At 43.7% G+C, this 23953-nt stretch carries 23 protein-coding genes; 20 read left to right on the forward strand and 3 right to left on the reverse strand.

The features are described 5' to 3' along the window. Positions 1-37 precede the first annotated feature (37 nt). The 6 genes from DQQ01_RS04355 (at position 38) to DQQ01_RS04380 (ending at position 8795) form a co-directional block, all read left to right on the forward strand. Complete coding sequence (locus DQQ01_RS04355) at positions 38-460, forward strand: RrF2 family transcriptional regulator (RefSeq protein ID WP_111918703.1); 423 nt, start codon at positions 38-40, stop codon at positions 458-460. 158 nt (positions 461-618) lie between these two features. Further along, on the forward strand, positions 619-4158 hold the full coding sequence (gene nifJ, locus DQQ01_RS04360) for a pyruvate:ferredoxin (flavodoxin) oxidoreductase (protein WP_111918705.1): 3540 nt from the start codon (positions 619-621) through the stop codon (positions 4156-4158). 194 nt (positions 4159-4352) lie between these two features. Beyond that, positions 4353-5024, forward strand: a complete 672-nt coding sequence (locus tag DQQ01_RS04365; RefSeq protein WP_111918707.1) for a response regulator transcription factor — start codon at positions 4353-4355, stop codon at positions 5022-5024. Continuing rightward, positions 5021-6016: a sensor histidine kinase gene (locus DQQ01_RS04370; protein ID WP_111918709.1), complete on the forward strand. Its 996-nt coding sequence runs from the start codon at positions 5021-5023 to the stop codon at positions 6014-6016. Before DQQ01_RS04365 ends, DQQ01_RS04370 begins: the two co-directional genes overlap by 4 nt. Before the next feature lie 119 nt (positions 6017-6135). Further along, the gene (locus DQQ01_RS04375; RefSeq protein WP_111918711.1) at positions 6136-6891 is read left to right on the forward strand and encodes an ABC transporter ATP-binding protein; all 756 of its coding nucleotides are present in this window, start codon (positions 6136-6138) and stop codon (positions 6889-6891) included. Beyond that, entirely contained in the window at positions 6888-8795 is a 1908-nt protein-coding gene (locus DQQ01_RS04380; protein WP_111918713.1) for an FtsX-like permease family protein, read from the forward strand. Before DQQ01_RS04375 ends, DQQ01_RS04380 begins: the two co-directional genes overlap by 4 nt. Before the next feature lie 92 nt (positions 8796-8887). Here DQQ01_RS04380 and ilvN read toward each other — a convergent pair whose 3' ends face one another. Together ilvN and ilvB are read right to left on the reverse strand one after the other, a co-directional pair. Then, positions 8888-9397: an acetolactate synthase small subunit gene (gene ilvN / locus DQQ01_RS04385; RefSeq protein WP_111918715.1), complete on the reverse strand. Its 510-nt coding sequence runs from the start codon at positions 9395-9397 to the stop codon at positions 8888-8890. Between the two features lie 11 nt (positions 9398-9408). Next, the gene (gene ilvB, locus DQQ01_RS04390) at positions 9409-11127 is read right to left on the reverse strand and encodes a biosynthetic-type acetolactate synthase large subunit (RefSeq protein WP_111918717.1); all 1719 of its coding nucleotides are present in this window, start codon (positions 11125-11127) and stop codon (positions 9409-9411) included. A gap of 172 nt (positions 11128-11299) precedes the next feature. On the opposite strand from ilvB, the gene DQQ01_RS04395 reads away from it, so the two are divergent. From DQQ01_RS04395 to DQQ01_RS04455, 13 genes are all read left to right on the forward strand, one after another. Continuing rightward, the gene (locus DQQ01_RS04395; protein ID WP_111918719.1) at positions 11300-12334 is read left to right on the forward strand and encodes a molybdopterin-binding protein; all 1035 of its coding nucleotides are present in this window, start codon (positions 11300-11302) and stop codon (positions 12332-12334) included. Further along, positions 12335-12829, forward strand: coding sequence for a cyclic pyranopterin monophosphate synthase MoaC (gene moaC / locus DQQ01_RS04400; protein WP_111918721.1), 495 nt, complete (start codon positions 12335-12337; stop codon positions 12827-12829). After that, complete coding sequence (gene moaA, locus DQQ01_RS04405; RefSeq protein ID WP_111918723.1) at positions 12830-13795, forward strand: GTP 3',8-cyclase MoaA; 966 nt, start codon at positions 12830-12832, stop codon at positions 13793-13795. A gap of 9 nt (positions 13796-13804) precedes the next feature. Continuing rightward, on the forward strand, positions 13805-14740 hold the full coding sequence (locus DQQ01_RS04410) for an MOSC domain-containing protein (protein ID WP_111918725.1): 936 nt from the start codon (positions 13805-13807) through the stop codon (positions 14738-14740). Further along, positions 14737-15642 (forward strand): molybdate ABC transporter substrate-binding protein, encoded by a 906-nt coding sequence (modA, locus tag DQQ01_RS04415; protein ID WP_111918727.1) that lies wholly within the window; start codon positions 14737-14739, stop codon positions 15640-15642. Before DQQ01_RS04410 ends, modA begins: the two co-directional genes overlap by 4 nt. A 10-nt stretch (positions 15643-15652) precedes the next feature. Then, the gene (gene modB / locus DQQ01_RS04420; RefSeq protein ID WP_111918729.1) at positions 15653-16357 is read left to right on the forward strand and encodes a molybdate ABC transporter permease subunit; all 705 of its coding nucleotides are present in this window, start codon (positions 15653-15655) and stop codon (positions 16355-16357) included. 76 nt (positions 16358-16433) lie between these two features. Then, entirely contained in the window at positions 16434-17471 is a 1038-nt protein-coding gene (locus DQQ01_RS04425) for a sulfate/molybdate ABC transporter ATP-binding protein (protein WP_111918731.1), read from the forward strand. A gap of 81 nt (positions 17472-17552) precedes the next feature. Then, on the forward strand, positions 17553-18335 hold the full coding sequence (udp, locus tag DQQ01_RS04430; RefSeq protein WP_111918733.1) for a uridine phosphorylase: 783 nt from the start codon (positions 17553-17555) through the stop codon (positions 18333-18335). Next, positions 18332-18760 carry a cytidine deaminase gene (locus tag DQQ01_RS04435; protein WP_111918735.1) on the forward strand — a complete coding sequence of 143 codons (429 nt, stop codon included), beginning with the start codon at positions 18332-18334 and terminating at the stop codon, positions 18758-18760. Before udp ends, DQQ01_RS04435 begins: the two co-directional genes overlap by 4 nt. A gap of 53 nt (positions 18761-18813) precedes the next feature. Next, positions 18814-20001 (forward strand): phosphopentomutase, encoded by a 1188-nt coding sequence (locus DQQ01_RS04440; protein WP_111918737.1) that lies wholly within the window; start codon positions 18814-18816, stop codon positions 19999-20001. A 22-nt stretch (positions 20002-20023) separates the two neighbouring features. Then, a complete protein-coding gene (gene deoC, locus DQQ01_RS04445) occupies positions 20024-20698 on the forward strand; it encodes a deoxyribose-phosphate aldolase (RefSeq protein WP_111918739.1) in 675 nt (224 codons plus the stop codon). 1 nt (position 20699) lies between these two features. Beyond that, positions 20700-21530: an acyltransferase domain-containing protein gene (locus tag DQQ01_RS04450; RefSeq protein ID WP_111918741.1), complete on the forward strand. Its 831-nt coding sequence runs from the start codon at positions 20700-20702 to the stop codon at positions 21528-21530. A gap of 283 nt (positions 21531-21813) precedes the next feature. After that, the gene (locus DQQ01_RS04455; protein WP_308778849.1) at positions 21814-22725 is read left to right on the forward strand and encodes a hypothetical protein; all 912 of its coding nucleotides are present in this window, start codon (positions 21814-21816) and stop codon (positions 22723-22725) included. A gap of 337 nt (positions 22726-23062) precedes the next feature. On the opposite strand, the gene DQQ01_RS17225 is transcribed toward DQQ01_RS04455, so the two are convergent. Next, positions 23063-23287: a nitroreductase family protein gene (locus tag DQQ01_RS17225; protein WP_308778848.1), complete on the reverse strand. Its 225-nt coding sequence runs from the start codon at positions 23285-23287 to the stop codon at positions 23063-23065. A 267-nt stretch (positions 23288-23554) separates the two neighbouring features. Here DQQ01_RS17225 and DQQ01_RS04465 point away from each other — a divergent pair, with 267 nt between their 5' ends. Next, entirely contained in the window at positions 23555-23950 is a 396-nt protein-coding gene (locus DQQ01_RS04465) for a YbaN family protein (protein WP_111918743.1), read from the forward strand. Positions 23951-23953: the final 3 nt, after the last annotated feature.

A 23953-nucleotide genomic window follows, 5' to 3' on the forward strand; every position in this document is an offset into this window, starting at 1 on the left:
TATAGGAAGAATCAACGACAAAAGAAGGGAAAAGAGTATGCTGATTACAAGAGAATGTGATTATGGTGTGAGAATTGTACGCGCCCTGGCAAAAGGCGAAAAAATGTGTGTCAACCAGGTTTGTGAACAGGAGGGGCTTACGCCTGCATTTGTATATAAAATACTGAAGAAGCTGGAAAAGAAGGATATTGTAAAATCCTTCCGGGGAAGCAATGGAGGTTATGCTTTAAAGCGTTCCATAGAAGAACTGACGCTTCTGGATATTTATCTGGCAGTGGAACCGGATTTTTATATGATTGAATGTATGAATCCCGGTAAGCCCTGTGTTCATAACCGGGAGGACTGTGGCTGCAAAGTACATAAGGAACTGGAAAGAATCCAGAATGTTTTGCTGAAGGAATTATCTGCAAAATCTATTGGGGAAATTATGGCAGGGACGGTTTCCGAAGAAAAAGAATAAAAAGTGACAAGGTGCATGTTTTTTTGGGAAAACATTTGATTTTCTTCTGTTTTACAAATGGACATGCACTTGAAATCGTGCTATAATTTTATATAGACTTCGTGAGCGAAGTGGAATATTGTTAAAATAACAACAATTTTCAAGGAGGAAAAAATCAAATGGCTAGAAAGATGAAAACCATGGATGGTAACCATGCAGCAGCTCATGCTTCATATGCATATTCAGATGTTGCGGCTATCTATCCGATTACCCCTTCATCTGTAATGGCAGAAGCCACAGACGAATGGGCAACACAGGGAAGAAAGAACATTTTCGGACAGGAAGTACAGGTTACAGAAATGCAGTCTGAAGCTGGTGCTGCTGGTGCAGTTCACGGCTCTTTGGCAGCAGGTGCCCTGACTACTACATATACAGCATCTCAGGGTCTTCTGTTGATGATTCCAAACCTTTACAAAATCGCCGGTGAGCAGTTACCAGGCGTTATCAACGTTTCTGCTCGTGCCCTGGCAAGCCATGCGCTGTCTATCTTCGGAGATCATTCTGACGTATATGCATGTCGTCAGACAGGCTGCGCTATGCTGTGTGAATCTTCTGTACAGGAAGTTATGGACTTAACACCAGTTGCTCATTGCTCTGCAATTAAAGGTAAAGTTCCATTCATCAACTTCTTCGATGGATTCCGTACATCTCATGAAATTCAGAAAATTGAAACATGGGATTATGAAGATTTAAAAGATATGGTAGATATGGATGCTGTTGATGAATTCCGTAAACATGCATTAAATCCAAATCACCCATGTCAGAGAGGTTCTGCTCAGAACCCGGATATCTTCTTCCAGGCAAGAGAAGCATGTAACCCATACTATGATGCATTACCAGCATTAGTACAGGAATACATGGATAAAGTAAATGAGAAAATCGGCACAAACTACAAATTATTCAACTACTATGGTGCTGAAGATGCTGAACACGTTATCATTGCTATGGGTTCTGCATGTGAAACAATCGAAGAAACCATCGATTACTTAATGGCAGCAGGCAAAAAAGTTGGTCTTGTTACAGTTCGTCTTTACAGACCATTCTGCGCGGAAGCATTAGTAAACGCTATTCCTGAAACTGTAAAACAGATTTCTGTATTAGACAGAACAAAAGAACCGGGTGCTCTTGGCGAACCATTATACTTAGATGTTGTTGCTGCATTAAAAGGCACAAAATTCAACGATACACCAATCTTCAGCGGACGTTACGGATTAGGTTCTAAAGATACAACACCGGCTCAGATCGTTGCTGTATACGAAAACACAACAAAAGAAAAATTCACAATCGGTATTGTTGATGATGTTACTAACTTATCTCTTGAAGTTGGCGCTCCTCTTGTTACAACACCAGAAGGAACCATCAACTGCAAATTCTGGGGATTAGGTGCTGACGGTACTGTTGGTGCTAACAAAAACTCCATCAAGATTATCGGTGATAATACAGATATGTATGCTCAGGCATATTTTGATTACGACTCCAAAAAATCCGGCGGTGTTACCATGTCTCACCTTCGTTTTGGTAAGAGCCCAATCAAATCCACATACCTGATCAAACAGGCAAACTTTGTTGCTTGCCATAACCCATCTTATGTGAACAAATATAACATGGTTCAGGAATTAGTTGATGGCGGTACATTCTTATTGAACTGTCCATGGGATATGGAAGGTCTTGAAAAACACTTACCAGGACAGGTAAAAGCATTCATCGCTAACCATAACATCAAATTCTATGTAATTGATGGTATTAAGATTGGTAAAGAAATCGGACTTGGCGGACGTATCAATACAGTTCTTCAGTCTGCATTCTTCAAGCTGGCTAACATCATTCCGGAAGAGCAGGCAATCGAATTAATGAAAGCTGCTGCAAAAGCTACTTACGGAAGAAAAGGTGACGCTATTGTTCAGATGAACTATGACGCTATCGATGCAGGTGCAAAACAGGTTGTTGAAATTCAGGTTCCGGAAAGCTGGAAAGATTGTGCTGATGAAGGTTTATTCATGGCTCATGCTGAAGGCGGACGTGCAGATGTTGTTGATTTCGTAAACAATATCCAGGCAAAAGTAAATGCTCAGGAAGGTAACACATTACCTGTATCTGCATTCAAAGATTATGTGGATGGTACTACACCATCAGGTTCTTCTGCATTCGAAAAACGTGGTATCGCAGTAGATATCCCGGTATGGCAGCCGGAAAACTGTATCCAGTGTAACCGCTGTGCATATGTATGTCCTCACGCTGTAATCCGTCCGGTTGCTATGACAGATGCTGAAGTAGCAGCAGCTCCGGAAGGAATGAGAACATTACCTATGACAGGTATGGCTGATTACAAATTCGTTATGACTGTATCTGCTTACGACTGTACAGGATGTGGTTCCTGTGCAAATGTCTGCCCAGGTAAGAAGGGTGCAAAAGCTCTTGTTATGGCAAACATGGAAGAAAATGCAGGCGAACAGAAATTCTTCGATTATGGTGTAACATTGCCAGTGAAAGAAGATGTTATTGCTAAATTTAAAGAAAATACAGTAAAAGGTTCTCAGTTCAAACAGCCATTACTTGAGTTCTCAGGAGCTTGTGCTGGTTGTGGTGAAACACCTTACGCTAAATTAATCACACAGTTATTTGGTGATAGAATGTACATTGCAAACGCAACAGGATGTTCTTCTATCTGGGGTAACTCCTCACCATCTACACCATATACTGTAAATGCAAAAGGACAAGGTCCAGCTTGGTCTAACTCCTTATTTGAAGACAATGCTGAATTCGGATATGGTATGTTATTAGCACAGAAAGCTATCCGTGGCGGATTAAAAGAAAAAGTTGAATCCGTAATGGCTAGTGAAAATGCTTCTGAAGAAGTAAAAGCAGCTTGCCAGGAATGGTTAGATACATTCAACAGCGGAATTACAAACGGTGCAGCTACAGATAAATTAGTTGCAGTATTAGAAGGATGCGACTGTGACGTATGCAAAGACATCGTTAAGAATAAAGACTTCTTAGCTAAGAAATCTCAGTGGATCTTCGGTGGTGACGGTTGGGCATACGACATCGGTTTCGGTGGCGTTGACCACGTATTAGCTTCCGGACAGGATATCAACGTAATGGTATTCGATACAGAAGTTTACTCTAACACAGGTGGACAGTCTTCTAAATCTACACCAACAGGTGCTATTGCACAGTTCGCTGCTGGTGGTAAAGAAGTGAAGAAGAAAGATATGGCTTCTATCGCAATGAGCTATGGTTATGTATACGTTGCTCAGATTGCTATGGGTGCAGACTTTAACCAGACTGTAAAAGCAATCGCAGAAGCTGAAGCATATCCGGGACCATCTCTGATCATTGCTTACGCTCCATGTATCAACCATGGTATTAAGAAAGGTATGAGCAAAGCTCAGACAGAAGAAGAATTAGCTGTTAAATGTGGATACTGGCATAACTTCCGCTTCAATCCAGCTGCAGAAAACAAATTCTCTCTGGATTCTAAAGCACCGGCTGAAGAAGGATACCAGGAATTCCTGGACGGAGAAGTTCGTTACAACTCTCTGAAACGTTCTAATCCTGAAAAAGCAGCCAGACTGTTTGCTAAGAATGAGTCTGAAGCTAAGGAAAGATACGAATATCTGAACAAACTGGTTACTCTGTACGGAAAAACAGAAGAGTAATTCCATTAACTGAAATGTTATAAATGTGTCCAAACGGTTGAAAGGACTCCCACCCGCAGGTGACTGCGGGGAGGGAGTCCTTTTGGTAAAACAACATTTTTGCAAGGTTTGCCAAAAGGGTAGGAAGAAGCAGAAAAAACGTGTAAGATAGAGGAAAATAAGAAAAAGGGACAGACAGAACAGGAGAGATTTACATGAAAATTTTGATTGTGGAGGACGATATTACCCTGGCAAAGGAGCTTGTCAGACTTTGTGAAAAATGGGGATTTGACGCTCTGTATCTGGAGTGTTTTCAGGAGGTGGATAAGCAGTTTGAACAGAGTGGCTGTGATTTGGTGCTTATGGACATCAACCTGCCATCTTATGATGGGTTTTACTGGTGCGGCAAAATCCGCAGATTTTCCAGAGCTCCCATTTTGTTTCTATCCAGCCGGGATCAGAATGCAGATAAGGTTATGGCAATGGTATCCGGGGGAGATGATTATGTAGAAAAACCCTTTGATACAGAGCTTTTGCTGGTGAAAATACGCTCCCTTCTTCGCAGAGCCTATGAATATACCCAGGCAGACCGGGAGTACATTAGGGAAAATCTGGTGTATGACCGGAATCAGGGAGTATTACTTTATGAGGGAAAAATGATTGAGATGACAAAATCAGAGAACCGGATACTGAGTCTTCTGGCAGAGAATAAGGGAAATGTAGTGGAAAGAGAGGAGCTGATGCGGTATTTGTGGAGTACAGATGAATACGTGACAGACGCTTCTCTGACTGTACTGGTATCCAGACTGCGGGCAAAGATTGCAGACCACACAGGCGGGATTTCCTGTATTCGCACCAGAAAGGGAAAGGGGTATTATCTGGAATGAAGAGATATCTGAAGCAGAGAAGGGGAAGTTTCCTGATTTTAGGCGGTCTATGGGGCTTTGTAAATGTGTATCTGGTGTTTTTATGTATTCCGGCGCTTTTGGGAGCAGATATTCTCTATTTGAATACTCTGATTTTCTTTTTCAGTTTTTTCTGGCTTCTTCGGGATTTTCATGTATGGAAGCAGCGGGAGGAATATTTCAGAAATCCGGGAGAGTTTTCAGAGGAGGAAGAGGAAAAAATTTTGGGAGAAGGTCTGTATACGTATGTCTGTCAGCAGCAGCAGGAAAAAGAGCAGGAGGTGCAGGAATACACCAGAAGGCTGGAAGAGCTTTCCGATTATGTTTCCAGGTGGTCCCATGAGGCAAAGCTGCCTTTGGCGTCCCTTCGTCTGATGAATGAGAGAAATACAGATACAGCCCTTAGAAAGGAAATGCAGAGTTGTATCATGCGTCTGGAAAGACTGCTTCATACAGTCCTTACAGGGAGCAAGCTGCAGCAACCCCGGCATGATGTGCGCATGGAAAAGTTTGGTCTTCAGGACGCAGTAAAGGAAGCCGTAAAAAATCAGTCTTATTTTCTCATAGAGTATCAGTTTGAGCTGGAACTGGATTTACAGGGGATTTCTGTTTACAGTGACAGAAGGTGGCTGGTCTATCTGCTGGATCAGCTTCTTGCAAATGCAGTGAAATACAGGAAGGAAAAGCCCTGTCTTTCTTTTCACGCTGTAAAGGAAGGGAGAGAAGTCCGACTTATGGTAGAGGACAATGGAATGGGAATTTCGCCGGAGGATTTGCCTTATATTTTTGAAAAGGGATATGTGGGGAAAACTTTGCGTAAGGGGGATTATCATTCCACTGGTATGGGACTGGCTTTTGCAAAGCAGATTGCAGAGCTTCTCTGTATTTCCCTGGAAGTTTCTTCCGTAGAAGGAGAGAAGACCTGCTTTTTCCTTCGGTTTCAGGATAATGCGGACCATTTGCTTTTGCCATAAAAGTTCGGAGTAAGGATTTCTAACAAAAAAGTAAGATTAGACTGGGAACTGTTATCCAGATGAAAGGATTTTTCAGACTCTGTCTGGTAAGATAAGAACAGACAGGGAGGTAAGAGAATATGAATAAAATATTGGAAATCAGAAATCTTTACAAAAGCTATGGAAGAAAAGGCTATGAAACTTCGGTGCTTCAGGATATCAGCATGGATATTTTTGAAGGGGATTTCATTGCTATTATGGGACCCAGCGGGGCTGGAAAGACCACCTTTTTAAATCTGCTGTCTACTCTGGATAAGCCTACAAGAGGGGAAATTTTGCTGGAAGGACAGGATATTACCAAAATGTCCAACAAACAACTTTCTCTTATCCGGAGAGATAAAATCGGTTTTATTTTCCAGGAATACAATTTGTTGGACAATATGACTCTGCAGGATAACATTGCCCTTCCCCTTTCTTTAAACGGAGCAAAAACCGGAGAGATCCTCCGAAAAGTGCAGCAAAGAGCCTGTGCCTTTGGATTGGAAAGCCATTTGCGGAAATATCCCTATCAGCTTTCCGGGGGACAGAAGCAGAGAGCAGCCAGCGCCAGGGCTTTGATTACAGAGCCTAGAATCCTTTTTGCAGACGAACCCACAGGAGCTCTTGACTCTCGTTCCAGCCGGGATTTACTCTGCTGTCTGAAGGCAGCCAATGAGGAGGAAAAGGCAACGATTTTAATGGTAACCCATGATGGCTATACAGCCAGCTATGCCAGACAGGTGTATTTTTTAAAGGATGGGAAAATCCACAGCCGTCTGAATCGCCGGGACAGCAGAAAAGCTTTTTATGAGGAGATCATGTCCATGCTGGCAGTCATGGGAGGTGATCAGGAATGAGTCTTTGGAGCCTTTCATTTTCAAATTTTAAGAGAAGTATCAGAGAGTATGGTATGCTGCTGGTTTCTCTGGCATTTTCCGTGTTCGTCTTTTTTAATTTTCAAAATGTAGTGTATTCTGATTCCATGGACGTTTTAATGGATTATAAAAAAGAGTATATTGATATGATTGTGCAGGCAGCTTCTGTTGTGTTTGGTGTCTTTTTGTTCTTCTTTATATGGTATGCGTCCAATGTTTTTCTGAATCAGAGGAAAAAGGAAATCGGTATTTATATTTTCATGGGACTGGATAATCAGCGCATCGGCAAAATGTATGCGCTGGAAGCAGCGCTTATTGGTCTGTTTTCTCTGATATCGGGAATTGTTGCGGGGATTTTGTTTTCCAAGCTGTTTCAGATGCTGCTTTTCAGGTTGTCGGAAATCAGTGTTGATGTGCGTTTTTCCTTCAGCATGAAACCTGTTCTGGTAACTGCAGCCATGTTTGGCGGAGTTTATGGTCTAATGATTTTGAAAAGCTACCATACGCTGGCAACAAGCAGTGTGCTGAATCTGCTTTCTGGAGCAAAGCAAAAGGAAATAAGACCGGAAAAGGGAATCGTGACAGGGATTCGGATTCTGGCAGGTGTGGGGATTCTGGGGACAGGATATTATCTGGCCTGGGATACAAAGGGAATAGATGCTTTGAATCATGCGCTTCTGGCAGTCATACTGGTTATTGCAGGAGTGTACCTGCTGTTTTCCGGACTGATTCCTGCAATTCTTCGCAGGATGACCAGAAACAAGGAATTCCTTTACAAAAAGGAGAGAACGCTTTGGGTAAACAGTCTGGTTTTTCGGATAAAGAAAAATTACAGAACTTATGCCATGGTAACCGTGCTTATGATATGTTCAGTCACGGTTCTGGCATTTTCCATTGCCATGAAACAGCGGTATGAAAAAATACATGCCTTTGATGAAACTTATACCTGTCAGGTTGTGAGTATGGAACCAAAGGACGGAGAGGCGATTGCAGAGGGCATTGAGCAGGAAAATGAACTGGATTACTGGAATACCTATGAAATCCTGCTTCTGGATTCAGAATTGCTGCATTCCCAGTATGATCAGATTCCGCACGGTGTTATTTCCTGTTCCCAGATAAAGGCAGGCGCCAAAGCAGCTGGGCTTCCTTTTCCCTATAAGGATTTAAAGGAGCATGAGGTGATTGAATTAGAGCATGAAATTCTTATGAGTCTTATAGGGACGTCTTCAGAAGAACGAAAACAGCAGATAGGAGAAAAGACTTATGATGTAATTGCAGAAGAAAAGACGCCGTACCTGGGTACCATGCAAACTTCCGCAGATTTGTATATTGTCAGTGACCAAACCTTTCAGGAACTGCAGAATTTCGGGGTGAAAAGCTATCTGTATAATTACAGACTGAAAAATCCCAAGAACATAGAGGCTTCAAAAGCTTATTTGAATACTCTGGCGCAAAAGAATGAAAGTGGACAGTATACAACAGGAGTAAATTATTCTCAGGGCGTGACCAATGGGGATAGTTGGATTCGGATCATGTATTCTCTGTGTCAATTCATGTTTGTCACCCTGGTGCTGGCAGCAGGCAGCATACTTTTTCTGAAAATCGGAAACGAAGTTTATGAGGACAGGGAGAGGTATCGAGTATTGGAAAAAATGGGAATCCAGAAAAGCGTATTGAAAAAATCCGTACGCAATGAAATCTGTTTTACGTATTATTGTCCCTTTGTGCTCATGGTGCTGACCTCCTGGTTTTCCGTGCATGCGCTGGGAAATGTGATGGGAGAGGATTTGCTTTCTGTCAATATCTGGAGCGCAGGGATTGTGCTGGCTCTGTTTAGCATTATCTGTATGCTGTCTGTGCATACAGCGAGAAAGAGATTGTTTTAAGCCTGTTTTAAGAAAAAGAAAGGGACTGATTCTGAAATGCAGATAGTATATTGGAACATACTGTCTGTATTTCGTGCCAGTCCCTTACGGATTTAACGCTCAGTCATGCTGATGGATTCGATTCCCACGCTTCCGCCGCGTACCACCTCGATGTTTTTAAATTCGTCCTTAAATAATTTTACCACCGCGTCGTTTTTGGCGGCTGTCTGCACAAATTCCAGAAGCAGACTGTCCCGTCCCCGGTCTATCACTCTTCCCTTAAAGGTTTCGGCAATCTGAAAGAGTTCTATTTTTTCCTCCAGAGAACAATCTCTGACTTTGATATAAAGAATTTCTTTCATGCGAATGAAAATATCGGTAAAATCAATGACTTTAATTACTTCTACCATACGGTTTAACTGTTTTTTTATCTGCTCAAAGGTTTCATCGTCGCTGACCGTGGCAATAGTCATACGGGAAACCGTAGGGTCTTCTGTGGTTCCTACAGTGAGGCTGTCCAAATTATAGCATTTTCCGGAAAACAGCCCGGAAATCTTGGAAAGTACGCCTACCTGATTTTCTACATAAAGGGAAATCCATCTTTTTTTCATTCCTTTTTCCATTGTCCGGCCTCCTAACAATCCATAATCATATCTGCAAGTGTTCCCCCTGGTTTAATCATGGGATACACCATTTCCTCCGGGTCAAGAATAAATTCAATGACCGTAGGTGTTTTTGTGTGTTTTTTTGCCCGTTCAAGGGCAGGTGCAATTTCTTCGGTTTTGGTGACACGGATACCATCTGCGCCATAGCTTTGCGCCAGTTTCACAAAATCCGGAGTATAAGGGGGCAGTTCCTCTCCGTTTGTGCGTCTTGAGAGGGCGCCGGCGCGAAGATTGGTCATAGAGTAGCGCTTGCCGTAGAACAGCTTCTGCCACTGACGCACCATACCCAGATATTCATTGTTAAAAATACAGAGAATTACCGGAAGTTCTTCTAAGACAGCGGTAGCCAGCTCCTGAATGTTCATCTGCATACCTCCGTCTCCGGAAACTGCCAGAACAGGAATGTCAGGGTTTCCGATTTTGGCGCCAATGGCGCCGGGGAGTCCATAGCCCATGGTGCCAAGTCCACCGGACATAATCAGTTTTTTCTTTTCCGTGATTTCCGCATATTGGCTGACCAGCATCTGGTGCTGCCCTACATCTGTGACAAGGATAGCTTTTTCAAACTGGCGGTTGATTTCTCCGATAATGTCCAGAGGGCTCATAATCGGACGTTTCTTCATGGTGAGAGGGTGTTCTTCCTGCCATGCATAGATTTCTTTTCGCCATTTTTCCGTATTGCAGGCTTCTGCGTAGACATCTATTTTGGTAAGAGCTTCTTTTGCGTCCGCTACAATGGGGATATCCACATGAATGTTTCGGGAAATAGAAGCAGTATCAATGTCAATGTGGACAATCTGGGCATTTGGTGCAAATTCGTGAAGCTTGCCGGTAATGCGGTCATTAAAGCGGGTTCCAATGGAAAATAGCAGGTCGCAGCTATTGACAGCCATATTGGCAGCATAAGCCCCGTGCATTCCAAGATTTCCGATAAACAGCGGGTGTGTAGTGGGAAGGGCGCCTCTTCCCATAATGGTCGTTACCACAGGAACCTGTGTTTTTTCTGCAACTCTTGTAAAAATCTCCCCGGCTTTTGCAATGTTGACACCGCCTCCTGCCAGAAACAGAGGTTTTTTGGCTTTCTGCAGAAGCTTCAGAGATTTTTTCAACTGTCCCATATGAATGCCGGAACTGGGCTTGTAGCCCCGGATATTTACAGTTTTGGGATATTCCGGGCTGCCAAGCTCTGCCATAACGTCTTTTGGCAGGTCAATAAGTACGGGACCGGGTCGTCCGGTACGGGCAATGTAAAAGGCTTCTTTGATGATGCGCCCTAAATCCTCTCTGTTTCGCACCGTTACCCCGTATTTGGTAATACTTCTGGTAATTCCTACAATGTCTACTTCCTGAAAGGCGTCATTGCCAATGAGATGCCGCGCTACCTGTCCGGTAAAGCATACAAGAGGAACACTGTCATAATTGGCAGTGGCAAGTCCTGTAACCAGATTGGTTGCACCGGGACCGCTGGTAACCAGACAGACCCCTACCTTTCCCGTAGTCCTGGCATAAGCGTCTGCCTCGTGTACCAGAGCCTGTTCGTGTCGGGGAAGTACAATATTTAAATTGTTTTGTTTATAAAGTTCATCGCTGATGTCAATGGTACACGCACCCGGATACCCAAAGAGAACATCAACGCCTTCTTCTTTTAAGGCTTTTACCAACAGCCGGTTTCCTGAAATTTGTTTCATAAATAAAATCCCTCCCTGCATTTTAAAACATCACAGCGTAAAAGTTATAGACTATTATAAAATGGGGCAGAGGGGTTTGTCAACAGAAAATGGGAAGGAGATAGACAGAACGAAGAATATGCATTAAAATAGAGAAAGAAAATAATTTTGCTTCAGAAGGGAGAATCGTCAAATGAAATTAATGCGTACAGAAGACGCAGTAGGACAGATTTTATGTCATGATATTACACAGATTATCAAAGGCGTTACCAAGGACGCGGTATTTCGGAAAGGTCATGTGATTCAGGAAGAAGACGTTCCCGTGCTTTTGAGCGTGGGAAAAGAGCATGTTTATATATGGGAAAATAATGAAAATATGCTGCACGAAAATGAGGCGGCAGAAATTCTTTACAAACTCTGCAAAGGGGAGCATATGCACGGAGGCGAAATCAAGGAAGGAAAGATTGAGCTGATAGCAGATATGGACGGAGTTCTGAAAATAAGAAGAGATGCCCTTTATGCAGTAAATGCCCTGGGGCAGATGATGATTGCCAGCCGCCACAGCAATTTTCCGGTGAAAAAAGGGGATAAGTTGGCAGGTACCAGAATCATTCCTCTGGTTATTGAAAAAGAGAAAATGGAAGCAGCGAGGAAGGCGGCAGGAGAGAAACCGATTTTTGAAATTCTGCCCTATGTGTGTAAAACAGCAGGCGTTGTCACCACGGGAAACGAAGTATTAAAAAACAGAATTTCAGATACTTTTACGCCGGTAATCGAGGAAAAACTGGCAGAATATCAAGTAAAAGTAACCGAGCATGCTCTGACCGGGGACGACAATGCTGTGATTACAGGAACCATTGAGGAAATGATAGAAAAAGGTGTGGATATGGTATTGTGTACCGGAGGCATGAGCGTGGACCCGGACGACAGAACGCCTCTTGCTATTAAAAATACAGGAGCGGAAATTGTGACCTATGGCGCACCGGTGTTGCCCGGCGCCATGTTTTTGCTGGCTTATTATAAGCATGGGGAAAAGCAGATTCCGGTACTGGGACTGCCCGGCTGCGTTATGTATGCAAAGAGAACTATTTTTGATTTGGTACTTCCAAGACTTCTGACAGGAGAACGGCTTAGTGAAGAAGATTTTATACGCGCAGGAGAAGGCGGATTGTGTCTGTCCTGTCCTCAGTGTACGTATCCGAACTGCGGTTTCGGGAAAGGAGTTTAAATGGGAGAATTTACACATTTTAATAACCTGGGCGAAGCAGTCATGGTAGATGTCAGTGACAAAAAGGAAACTGTCCGGGAAGCCACAGCCAGAGGGAAGATTACCATGAGTCCGGAGTGTCTGCAAAAGATTATGGAAGGACAGATGGGAAAAGGAGATGTACTGGGAGTCGCCAGAATTGCAGGGATTATGGGAGCAAAGAAGACTTCGGAACTGATTCCCCTGTGTCATGTGCTGAACCTGACAAAGGTGGAAATGGAGTTTTACCCGGATTTGAAAGAAAACGCAGTGTTTGCACTTTGCAGGGTGCGGACTGTGGGAAAGACAGGAGTGGAAATGGAGGCGCTTACCGGAGTCAGTACCGCGCTTCTGACCATTTATGACATGTGTAAGGCAGTGGATAAAAGCATGTTGATTGAAAATATTTGTCTGATAAAGAAAACAGGCGGAAAAAGCGGAACATTTATAAGAACAGAGGAAAGCGGGGAGCAGTAGGTGACAGACGGATTTGGAAGAACAGTGGATTATATGCGGATTTCCATTACAGACCGCTGTAATTTGCGCTGCAGCTATTGCATGCCAAAGGAACCCTGCTGGCTGCCGAAAGAAGAACTTTTAAAGAGAGAGGAGATTCTGGAAATCTGTCGCTGTGGGGAAAAGCTGGGAATCCGAAAAATCAAAGTCACAGGAGGCGAACCCCTCATGCGTGGGGACTGTGCAGAACTTATCCGAGAGATAAAGAGCCTTCCCGGTATAGAAAAAGTGACCCTTACTACAAATGGCGTACTGCTTGCAAAAAAAGCACAGGAGCTTTATGAGGCGGGCATTGACGGGGTGAATGTCAGTCTGGATACCCTTGACAGGAACACCTATCAGGAGATGACAGGATTTGACCGGCTTTCACAGGTTTTGGAGGGACTGGAAGTCATGGGGAATCTTCCGGTTCCTTTAAAGACCAATACGGTGCTGATGCCCGGAGTCAACGAAGAAGCATGGAAGGAACTGGCGCTTCTGGCAAAAAAGCAGAGCATAGATGTGCGTTTTATTGAAAAAATGCCTCTGGGAGAAGAAAAGGGAGCAGAGGGGATTTCTAATCTCAGACTTTTGGAAGACATGCAGAAACTCTTTGGAAAGGCAGCAAAGGATAGCCGGGTTCATGGAAACGGCCCTGCCGTATATTATCGTTTTCCGGGATTTCAGGGCAGCATAGGGTTTATCAGTGCGATACACGGGAAATTTTGCGCAGACTGCAATCGTCTGCGTCTGACAGCAGAGGGACTTGTTAAGCCCTGTCTTTGCTATCAGGATAGTATTTCTTTGAAAGAAGCGGTAAGAGAGGAAAACAGGGAAGAGATAGGGAAACTTTTGAAAAAGGCAATAGAAGAAAAACCGCTTTCTCATTGCTTTGAGCATACAGAGCAGGTAACAGAGCAGCGGGATATGTGGAAAATAGGAGGATAGAGGACAGAAATGGGAATTGTCAGAGCAATCTGTATCAGTAAGGTGCGGGGAACCGCAAAAACTCAGGTAAAAGAGGCAGAACTTACGCCTGAATGGGGAATTATAGGTGATGCTCACGGTGGAAACTGGCATCGTCAGGTGAGCATGCTTTCTGTGGAGAAGATTGAAGCCTTTCGGGAAAGAGGAGCAGAGGTGGAATTTGGAGCCTTTGGAGAAAACCTTGTGGTAGAGGGCTTTGACTTTGCAGCGCTTCCGGTGGGAAGCCGCTTTTGCATTGGAACGGCTATACTGGAAATGACCCAGATTGGAAAGGAATGTCATAATCATTGCCAGATTTACCAGCGTATGGGAGAATGCATTATGCCAAGAGAAGGGGTTTTTGCCAGAGTTCTTAGAGGCGGAAGCATCAAAACCGGTGATAAAGCAGAACTTTTACCCTTAGAGGAAAAGAGGCCTTATACGGCTGCGGTGATTACTTTAAGTGACAAAGGGGCAAAAGGAGAACGGGAGGATAAAAGTGGCCCGCTGATTGTGAAAATGCTGAAGGAAGCAGGATATCAGGTGGAGGAAACTCTGTTGCTTTCCGATGAACAGAAGCCTCTTGAGAATCAGCTTATACGTCTGGCAGATCAAAGGCAGATAAATCTGGTGCTTACCACAGGAGGTACAGGCTTTTCCAGACGAGATGTGACGCCGGAGGCAACCATTGCAGTGTGTGACCGCATGGCAAGAGGCATTGCAGAGGCAATCCGGGGATATTCCATGACGATTACAAAACGTGCTATGTTAAGCAGGGCAGAATCCGGAATTCGCAAGGGAACTCTGATTGTAAATCTGCCGGGTAGTCCAAAGGCAGTGGAGGAATCTCTGGAATTTATTTTGCCAGTGCTGGGACACGGGCTGGGCATTTTGCGGGGAACAGAAGGAGAATGTGCAAGAAAATGAAAAGACGAATGGCAGCATTTATTCTGGTCTGCTGTATAGCAATGGGAATGGCCGGCTGTGGAAGTAAGGAAAGCCAGGAGAAAAGAGAACAGGAAGATGCCGGGAGCAGGAAGGAAGCTGTACAAGAACCGGAAGCGCAGAAAGAGGAGCCAGAGGAAATCCAGGTGTTTATTGCAGCCAGCCTAAATACAGTCATGACAGAGCTGGCAGAAAAGTATCATGAAGTACACCCGGAGGTGAAAATTGTCTACAATGCCGACAGTTCCGGAAAATTGCTGACCCAGATTGAAGAGGGGTATGCCTGTGATATTTTCTTTTCTGCTGCTCAGAAACAAATGGATCAGTTAGAGCAGGACGGATTTGTTCTGGAAGGAACCCGCCATAATGTGGTGAACAATCAGGTGGTACTTCTGACTTTAAAGGATAGTGAAACCAAGGTGACAGGTTTAGAGAATCTGCAGGAAGCAGAAAGCATTGCACTTGCAGGCGGCAGTGTACCGGTAGGAAAATATACACGGCAGGCTCTGGTGAACCTGGAAATTCTGCCCCAGGCAGAAGATGTTTCTGAAATTACAACCAGGAAGGTGTCAGAAGCGCTTGGAAATGTGGAAATCAGTGAGCAGGATAATGTAAGTAAGGTGCTTACTGCTGTGACAGAAGGCGCCTGTGAGGTGGGAACAACGTACTATTCCGATACCTATGGATATGAGGACAAGGTAAAGGTTTTGGAAATTGTCAGCTATGATTTGACAGGAGATGTGATTTATCCTATTTGCCAGGTGAAGAATCAGGAGGCAGATGAAGGACAGGTAAAGGCAGCCGGAGAATTTTTGGATTATGTGCTTTCTGATGAGGCGAAGGAAGTGTTTGAAAGCTATTATTTTGATACCAATGTAGAGTAAAGGAGATGCCATGGAAGCAGTTTTACAGATATTGAGGGAATTAGACTGGAGTCCTCTCTGGATTTCTTTGAAAACGGGAATCGCTGCTACCTTTTTTTCCCTTTTTCTGGGGGTTTTCGCAGCGGCAAGGGCAATGAAGGTCAGTGGGAGAACCAGAGCTTTTCTGGATAGTTTGCTGACCCTTCCCATGGTTTTGCCTCCTACGGCAGCGGGATTTTTCCTGTTGCTTTTGTTTAGTACCAGAAGACCGGTGGGAAGTTTTTTATATACTTCCTTTGATATTAAAATCATACAGTCCTGGGCAGGGTGCGTGATAGCTGCTGTGGTAATTGCCTTTCCTCTTATGTATCGAAATGCAAGAGGCGCCTTTGAGCAGGTAGACCCCAATCTGATTTATGCAGCCAGAACACTGGGTATGTCAGAAACGAAAATTTTCTGGAAAGTGGCGCTTCCTACAGCAGGTCCAGGAGTGGCAGCGGGGATAGTGCTGACCTTTGCCAGAGCCATGGGCGAATACGGGGCAACCTCCATGCTGGCAGGAAATATTCCCGGAAAGACAGGCACCATTTCGCAGAAAATTGCCATGGTTATTCAGGACGGGGATTATATTACCGCAGGTTTTTGGGTGGGACTTGTGTTTTTAGCAGCTTTTGTTATTTTAATTGTTATGAATTTGACAACCGGAAAGGGCAGAAATAAAAGGAAACGCTGGTAATGGCAGCAGAGAATCTCACAGGCGGAGAATTTCGCAGGCGAGATTCTTTATTCTTTGCGGAAGAAAGGTGTGAGCTATGGAAGTAAAAATAGAGAAAAGTCTGGAAAAATTTCGTCTTGATGTGGAGTTTGTCAGCGAAAGTCGCCGCATTGGTATTCTGGGAGCATCAGGAAGCGGAAAGAGCCTTCTGCTGCGGAGTCTTGCCGGGGTAGAAAGCGTGGATAAGGGGAAAATTGTGTTTGAAGGCAGAACCCTTTTGGACACGGGACGGAAAATCTGTGAAAAGCCTCAGAATCGAAGGGTGGGATATCTGTTTCAGAATTATGCTCTTTTTCCAACCATGACAGTGGAAGAGAATATTATGGCAGGACTTTCGGGAAACCGCAGCAAAAAGAGGGAGAGAGCGGCAGAGTTTATAGAGAAATTTCATTTAAAGGGACTGGAAAAACGTCTTCCGGGGGAACTTTCCGGAGGACAGCAGCAGAGAACCGCTCTGGCAAGAATGATGATATGCCGACCGCAGATGATTCTTCTGGACGAGCCCTATTCTGCTCTGGACGTGTATTTGCGGGATCAATTGCAAAGGGAAATGCTGGAATTTTTGAAGGAATATCCCGGAACCGTGCTTCTGGTGTCCCACAACAGGGACGAAATTTACCGCATGAGCGAGGAAATGTTAGTTATGGACAGAGGCAGGATTGTGGGACAGGGAAAGACAAAGGCTTTGTTTCAAAATCCTCAGACCAAAATAGCAGCTCGTCTGACCGGGTGTAAGAATATTGCAGATATAGTGCAAAAAGAAGGGAGTACAGCGTTTGTGCCGGACTGGGGCATGAATTTACGGTTGAAAACTCATAGTTTAGAAGGAGTAAAGGCAGTAGCAATCCGCGCTCACGAATTTCTTATGAAAGAAGAAGAGAATTGCCTGTGCTTTCCTGTGTATTGTCCTGTTGTGACAGAGGATATGTTTGAGTACAATCTTTCATTTTTGCCTAATCAGGAGGCAAAACAGAGAATGGACTGGAAGGTTTCCAGATATTTGTGGGAGAGCGCAGGAAGAATTCCGGAAAAGTTATATTTGAAAGAAGAGAAGCTGTTGTTGTTGTATGAGTAATAGAAAGGTTTCTTTTCCGTAAAAGAAATGGTATAATCTTTTTTATAAAAAGTCAGAATTCTTATGAGAGGAGCTGGTATTATGCAAAATTATTCAGGAGAAGCAGGACTTCAATATCACTTACAGATTTGCAAAGGGGACGTAGGGCGTTATGTGATTTTGCCGGGAGATCCCAAGCGATGTGAAAAAATTGCAGCATATCTGGAGAATCCTGTTCTGGTTGCAGACAGTCGGGAATATAAAACCTATACCGGATACCTGGAAGGGGAAAAAGTCAGTGTTACCTCTACCGGAATTGGCGGTCCTTCTGCGTCCATTGCTCTGGAAGAGCTGGTGCAATGTGGAGCGGATACCTTTGTCCGGGTAGGTACCTGTGGAGGTATGGACTTAGAGGTAAAGGGCGGTGACCTGGTGGTTGCAACGGGAGCGATTCGTATGGAAGGAACCAGCAAGGAATACGCACCGATTGAATTTCCGGCAGTCCCGGATTTGCAGGTAACCAATGCACTGGTAGAGGCTGCAAAGCGCTGCGGCTGCACGTATCACACCGGAGTGGTGGAATGCAAGGACGCCTTTTACGGGCAGCATGAGCCGGAAACAAAGCCGGTGAGTTATGAGCTTTTAAATAAATGGGAAGCCTGGCTGCGTATGGGGTGTAAAGCCTCGGAAATGGAGTCTGCCGCATTGTTTATTGTGGGAAACTATTTAAAAGTGCGGGTAGGAACGGATTTACTGGTTATGGGAAATCAGGAACGGGAAAAACGGGGACTTGAAAATCCCATTGTGCACGACACAGATATGGCGATTCGCGTAGCAATAGAGGGAATCCGCCTTTTGATTCAGAAAGACAGGGAAAGCGTATGACAGAACAGGAAAAAAGAACTTTAGTGGAGCGGGCGTTAGAGGCAAGAACCTTTGCCTATACGCCGTATTCAGGATTTCAGGTAGGAGCTGCCTTGCTTGCAAAAAACGGCAGAATTTTCACAGGCTGTAATATTGAAAATGCTGCTTACAGTCCTACGAATTGTGCAGAGCGCACCGCTGTTTTTAAGGCAGTTTCCGAAGGCATAAGAGAGTTTCAGGCAATTGCCATTGTGGGTGGTAGGGAAGGAACAGAACCTGTTTCGCTCACCGCTCCCTGCGGTGTGTGCAGACAGGTGCTTATGGAATTTTGCAGTCCAAAAGAATTTCAGATTCTGCTTGGAAAAGGAGATAAAACCTGGGAAGAATATACCTTAGAAGAATTACTTCCACAGGGATTTTCAGGAAAAAATCTGGAAAGTATCTGAAAAAAGGGGCAGCACAGTTTATTGAAAAGAAGAAGTAGAAAGGAAGGGTTGCTATGAGGTATCAGAGAATTTTTACCATTGTACTGGATTCCCTGGGAATTGGAGCCATGCCGGATTCCCAAAAGTATGGAGATGTTGGGGTAGATACCCTGGGACATATTGCAGAACAGAAAGAAAATTTCAGAATTCCAAATCTGCAGAAACTGGGAATCGCAAATCTGCATCAGCTAAAAGGTGTTTCCCCGGTGCAAAAGCCCCTTGCCTGTTACATGAAATTGCAGGAGCAAAGCTGTGGCAAGGACACCATGACCGGACACTGGGAAATGATGGGACTTCATGTGACCCGGCCTTTCCGGACGTTTACGGAACACGGCTTTCCTCCAGAATTGATTCAGGAGCTGGAAAAACGCACAGGCAGACCCATTATCGGAAATAAAAGCGCCAGCGGTACGGAGATTTTGGAGGAGCTGGCAGAGCAGGAAATCCGGGAAGGAAAGCTGATCGTTTATACTTCTGCGGATTCGGTTTTGCAGATTTGCGGAAATGAAGAAACCATGGGACTGGAAACCCTGTATCGTTACTGTGAAATTGCCAGAGAACTGACCATGCGGGACGAATGGAAGGTGGGACGGGTCATTGCAAGACCCTATGTAGGAAAGAAAAAGGGAGAATTTAAACGCACGGCAAACCGCCATGATTATGCTTTAAAACCATATGGAAAGACCGCTCTGGACAGTTTAAAGGAGGCAGGATTTTCCGTGATTTCCGTGGGGAAAATTTATGATATTTTTGATGGGCAGGGACTGACAGAATCGAATAAATCCAAAAGTTCGGTGCATGGTATGGAACAGACCATAGACCTTGCAAAACGGGATTTTACAGGGCTGTGTTTTACCAATCTGGTAGATTTTGACGCTCTGTGGGGGCACAGGAGAAATGTGCAGGGCTATGCAGAAGAACTGGAACGCTTTGATGAAAAGCTGGGAGAACTGCTTTCTGTATTAAGAACAGATGATTTGCTGATTCTTACTGCGGATCATGGAAATGACCCTACCTACACAGGCACAGACCACACCAGAGAGCAGGTTCCGTTTCTGGCTTACTCTCCCTCCATGAAAGAAGGGAAGAATCTGGGTGTCAGCCCGACTTTTGCAGTGATTGGAGCAACCATTGCAGAAAATTTTGGGGTGAAGATGCCGGAGGGAACCATTGGAACTTCCCTTTTAGAACAACTATTATAAGACAGCGAAAGGAGAAGCTTACATGGAAAAAAGAGAATTGTCAAGCAGGTTGGATCACACGTTGTTAAAGCAGACAGCAACCTGGGAAGAGGTTCGCAGGATATGTGAAGAAGGCATACAATATCATACGGCATCTGTATGTATTCCGCCCTGCTATGTGAAAAAAGCAAAGGAATTTGTGCAAAACCGGATGAAAATATGCACTGTGATTGGGTTTCCCAACGGGAATACTACCACAACCGTGAAAGTATTTGAAACCAGAGATGCCGTGGAAAATGGTGCAGATGAAATAGACATGGTGGTGAATCTGGGTATGGTAAAAGCAGGGGAATATGAACAGATTCTGGGGGAAATCCGGGCAGTGAAAGAAGCCTGTGACGGAAGACTTTTAAAGGTCATTATCGAAACCTGTCTGCTTACAAAAGAAGAAAAAACAGAGCTTTGTCGGATTGTAACAGAATCAGGGGCAGAATATATTAAGACTTCCACAGGCTTTTCCACAGGTGGAGCAACGTTTGCTGATGTGGAACTGATGAGAAAGTGTGTGGGCAGGCAGGTCAAGGTCAAAGCAGCAGGCGGGATTTCTTCAGTGGAGGACGCAGAGAAATTTCTGGCTCTTGGGGCAGACCGATTGGGAACCAGCAGATTGATTAAACTGTTGGAGGAAGAAAAACAGAGGGGAAAAGAGGGCAGATAAAGTGAAAACCTGGAGAGAAATTGCAGCGCTTCTTGCATTTCCAAAAGAAGCGCTGGAGGAATTAGAAATCGCAGCAAACCCCAATTCGGAGGATTTGGAAGCGCTTTTAAACGGGGATTTTCAAAAACAGGTAACAAAGCTTGTCAATCCCCATTGCTGGGAAGCGGCCAGAGAAAGTTTAAAAGAGGTACTGCAGCCGGATAAAAGCGGTCTGAAAATGTTGCTTGTTATGTTGACAGCCTGTGGATACACCTATGAGGCTTACAGAGAAAAGGGAATAGAGGACAGTATTTTTGTGGAAACTATGAACTGCTTCCCGCGTTTTGTAAATGAGCATAAAGTCAGTTATGGAAACTATGGATTTGACCGGGATTTCTGGACTGAACGACAGCTTTCCATGCAGCTGTTCAGACTGGGAGAACTGGAGTACGAAATGTGCAGGCAGGGAGAAGAAAAGACAATTTCCGTGCATATTCCTTCTGATGCGGATATCAGCAGGGATAAGGTAGAAGTTTCCTTTAAGCTGGCACAGGAGTTTTTTGAAACCTATTATCCGGAATATGCTCAGGCAGAATACACCTGCTATTCCTGGCTGTTAAGCCCTGCACTGACAGAATTACTGCCTGCACATTCCAGAATTTTGGAATTTCAGTCTTTCTTTGAGATAGAAAGAGAAGATACAAATTCCAATGCTGTGCTGGAATGGGTTTTTAAAAGAAAGGGGAATACGCTGCAGGAATTACCGGAGGATACTTCCCTGCAGAAAAAAATGAAGGCATATCTTCTGAGCAGCGGAAAAGTGGGAGAAGCTTTTGGAAGACTGCACAAATAAGACCGTGGAAAATTCGTGAAAATGAATATTGGCAATGACGAAGAAGATGTGGTAGAATTACAAGAAAGCATTATATTTTCAAGATTCTAAGATATCTCTTTCGGCATTGCCGTATCTGAAATTCTAATATCCTATCTAAAGAAAATCTCAATGCTTTTATTTTCAAAAACAGGAAATTGCAGAGAGGTTTTTATTTGTTTCAGTATAAGCGGTGGATTCTAAAGTCATGTACCAGATTTAAAATCCAGAAAGACCTTCTGCATAGAAAGGGAGGATTTTATTTATGGAAATGAATCAGAAAAGTGCAGTAAACAGAACTTATAAATCCACGATTTTTACAATGCTGTTTGAGGACAAACAGAATCTTTTGGAATTGTATAATGCAGTGAGTGGGAAGCATTATACAAATCCGGAAATGCTGGAAATTAATACGTTGGAGAATGCCATTTATATGTCAATGAAAAATGATGTTTCTTTTCTCATTGATTCCAGACTGTCATTGTATGAGCATCAGTCTACCTACAGTCCGAATTTACCTGTGCGCTTTTTGTTATATATTTCCAGTCTGTATTCTTCTATTACCAGAGAAATGAATCTGTATGGAACAAAGGCTGTGGAACTTCCATTGCCGTATTTTATGATTTTTTATAACGGGGAGCAGGAGGAACCGGATAAAAAAATTTTAAGACTGTCAGACCTGTATTCTGTAAAAGCGGAGAAATATAATTTGGAACTGGAAGCAGTTATGCTGAATATTAACTGTGGTCATAACAGGGAGCTTTTAGCGACAAGTCAGACGTTGGGAGAATATGCAGAGTATACAGCAAGAGTCAGGAAGTATGCAAAAGAAATGGAGTTGGAAGAGGCTGTGGACAGAGCAATTGAAGAATGCATTCAGGAGGGGATTCTCCGAAAGTTTTTGGAAAAGAACAAGATGGAGGCAAAAAATATGAGTATATTTGAATATGACCAGGAAAGACATATAAAAATGGAGCGTGCAGAAGCCTGGGAGGACGGCAGAAAAGAAGGAAAAATAGAAGGCAAACTAGAGGGTGAGCAGGAAATGCTTCGGAAAATTGTGGAAAAGAAACTGAAAAAAGGCAAAAAAATAAAAGAAATAGCGGAGGATTTAGAGGAATCCCAAGAGGCAATCCGGAAGGTAATAGAAGAACTGAACGCAGACCGGAAGTTGTAAGTCTTGGAGGTTCTGCCATGGTTTCCGCATGTACGGCAGTAGCACATTTCGCAAAATGATACAGTATCCCGGTATAGCAAGTAATAAATAATCGTCATGTTGACCCGTTTAATTATCTATTTGGGAGGTGTGGCAAACATAGCAGAAATTTATTTTTTGCTGTACCGGGATTGTTTTTCACAAAGTATCACAATCCTTTATTCCCGAAATGCTTTCATACCTTCTTCAATGGAGCGCGTCATTTCCAGTGCAAAATCAGAATGATATTTCCGTTTGCAGAAGCGTTTTGTCCATTCTTCAAAGGATAGACTGCCTGTGTCTGCATGAAGATTTGCCTTTAAGATGTTTTCGTCCGCTTTTTTGTATACATTTTCGTGTACAATAGAATGTTTTTTAAATTCTGGTCTGTAATGTCCAGAATGGTGTACATCTGTTGCTTTCCGGCAGTAGGAGCCTGGGTAGCGGCAAGAAGAATCTGTTCCCTGTCCTGCACGGAAATTTTTTGTTCAGTAAAAGCGCGGACTGATTTGCGGTTATGCAAGCTTTCAATAATGGTGTTCATAAATTAGAATCCTCCCTTCCGATTACACAGATACCGGCTTTTAAAAGAAGCTGCCGGACTGCATATCTTTAGATTATCATAGAAAAAAGAAAATAGCAAAAATAAAAATTGAAAATTTTGTTGACAGAAGTTATTTCATGTGCTATAAAGTTAATGTAAACTAACTGGCGTAAAAACGCCATATACGGGATAAAAGGGCTGCTGTAATGTTACAGACAGTCATTTTTTAAAGATTACAGTAAGCCAAGACTAACATATGGAGGATTTATGAAAAAATTAAGGAAAATAAAGAGAATATTCTGGCTTCTGTTGGGAGGTACCAGTATGGGAATGGGCGCTGTAGGTGTTGTGCTGCCCATACTTCCCACGGTTCCCCTTCTCCTTCTGGCACTTTTTTGCTTTGCCAGAAGCTCTGCGAAAGTGGAGAACTGGTTCCGTTCCACAAAGCTGCATAAACAGCACTTAGAGCCATTTATGGAGAAAAAGGTTATGACCAAAAGAGCGAAAATTACAGTAATGGCTTCCATGACAGTGTTTATGGGAGCTGGTTTCTGGTTTATGGACAGCGTACCTGCAGGCAGAGTGATTCTGGGGGCTGTATGGCTGTTTCATATGATTTATTTTACAAAAGGTGTGGGAACCGTCCCGGCACAGGAGGTATAAAAG

The sequence above is a fragment of the Blautia argi genome (assembly GCF_003287895.1).
Classification (GTDB): domain Bacteria; phylum Bacillota; class Clostridia; order Lachnospirales; family Lachnospiraceae; genus Blautia; species Blautia argi.

Bases quoted from the DNA above. Each gene is read 5' to 3' on its own strand.
- DQQ01_RS04370 (WP_111918709.1), top strand. From the start codon at position 5,021: ATGAAGAGATATCTGAAGCAGAGAAGGGGAAGTTTCCTGATTTTAGGC.
- DQQ01_RS04380 (WP_111918713.1), top strand. From the start codon at position 6,888: ATGAGTCTTTGGAGCCTTTCATTTTCAAATTTTAAGAGAAGTATCAGA.
- nifJ (WP_111918705.1), top strand. From the start codon at position 619: ATGGCTAGAAAGATGAAAACCATGGATGGTAACCATGCAGCAGCTCAT.
- DQQ01_RS04410 (WP_111918725.1), top strand. From the start codon at position 13,805: ATGGGAATTGTCAGAGCAATCTGTATCAGTAAGGTGCGGGGAACCGCA.
- DQQ01_RS04425 (WP_111918731.1), top strand. From the start codon at position 16,434: ATGGAAGTAAAAATAGAGAAAAGTCTGGAAAAATTTCGTCTTGATGTG.
- ilvB (WP_111918717.1), bottom strand. From the start codon at position 11,127: ATGAAACAAATTTCAGGAAACCGGCTGTTGGTAAAAGCCTTAAAAGAA.
- DQQ01_RS04375 (WP_111918711.1), top strand. From the start codon at position 6,136: ATGAATAAAATATTGGAAATCAGAAATCTTTACAAAAGCTATGGAAGA.
- DQQ01_RS04455 (WP_308778849.1), top strand. From the start codon at position 21,814: ATGGAAATGAATCAGAAAAGTGCAGTAAACAGAACTTATAAATCCACG.
- DQQ01_RS04395 (WP_111918719.1), top strand. From the start codon at position 11,300: ATGAAATTAATGCGTACAGAAGACGCAGTAGGACAGATTTTATGTCAT.
- DQQ01_RS17225 (WP_308778848.1), bottom strand. From the start codon at position 23,287: ATGAACACCATTATTGAAAGCTTGCATAACCGCAAATCAGTCCGCGCT.
- modB (WP_111918729.1), top strand. From the start codon at position 15,653: ATGGAAGCAGTTTTACAGATATTGAGGGAATTAGACTGGAGTCCTCTC.
- DQQ01_RS04435 (WP_111918735.1), top strand. From the start codon at position 18,332: ATGACAGAACAGGAAAAAAGAACTTTAGTGGAGCGGGCGTTAGAGGCA.
- moaC (WP_111918721.1), top strand. From the start codon at position 12,335: ATGGGAGAATTTACACATTTTAATAACCTGGGCGAAGCAGTCATGGTA.
- udp (WP_111918733.1), top strand. From the start codon at position 17,553: ATGCAAAATTATTCAGGAGAAGCAGGACTTCAATATCACTTACAGATT.
- DQQ01_RS04465 (WP_111918743.1), top strand. From the start codon at position 23,555: ATGAAAAAATTAAGGAAAATAAAGAGAATATTCTGGCTTCTGTTGGGA.
- ilvN (WP_111918715.1), bottom strand. From the start codon at position 9,397: ATGGAAAAAGGAATGAAAAAAAGATGGATTTCCCTTTATGTAGAAAAT.
- deoC (WP_111918739.1), top strand. From the start codon at position 20,024: ATGGAAAAAAGAGAATTGTCAAGCAGGTTGGATCACACGTTGTTAAAG.
- modA (WP_111918727.1), top strand. From the start codon at position 14,737: ATGAAAAGACGAATGGCAGCATTTATTCTGGTCTGCTGTATAGCAATG.
- DQQ01_RS04355 (WP_111918703.1), top strand. From the start codon at position 38: ATGCTGATTACAAGAGAATGTGATTATGGTGTGAGAATTGTACGCGCC.
- DQQ01_RS04440 (WP_111918737.1), top strand. From the start codon at position 18,814: ATGAGGTATCAGAGAATTTTTACCATTGTACTGGATTCCCTGGGAATT.
- DQQ01_RS04365 (WP_111918707.1), top strand. From the start codon at position 4,353: ATGAAAATTTTGATTGTGGAGGACGATATTACCCTGGCAAAGGAGCTT.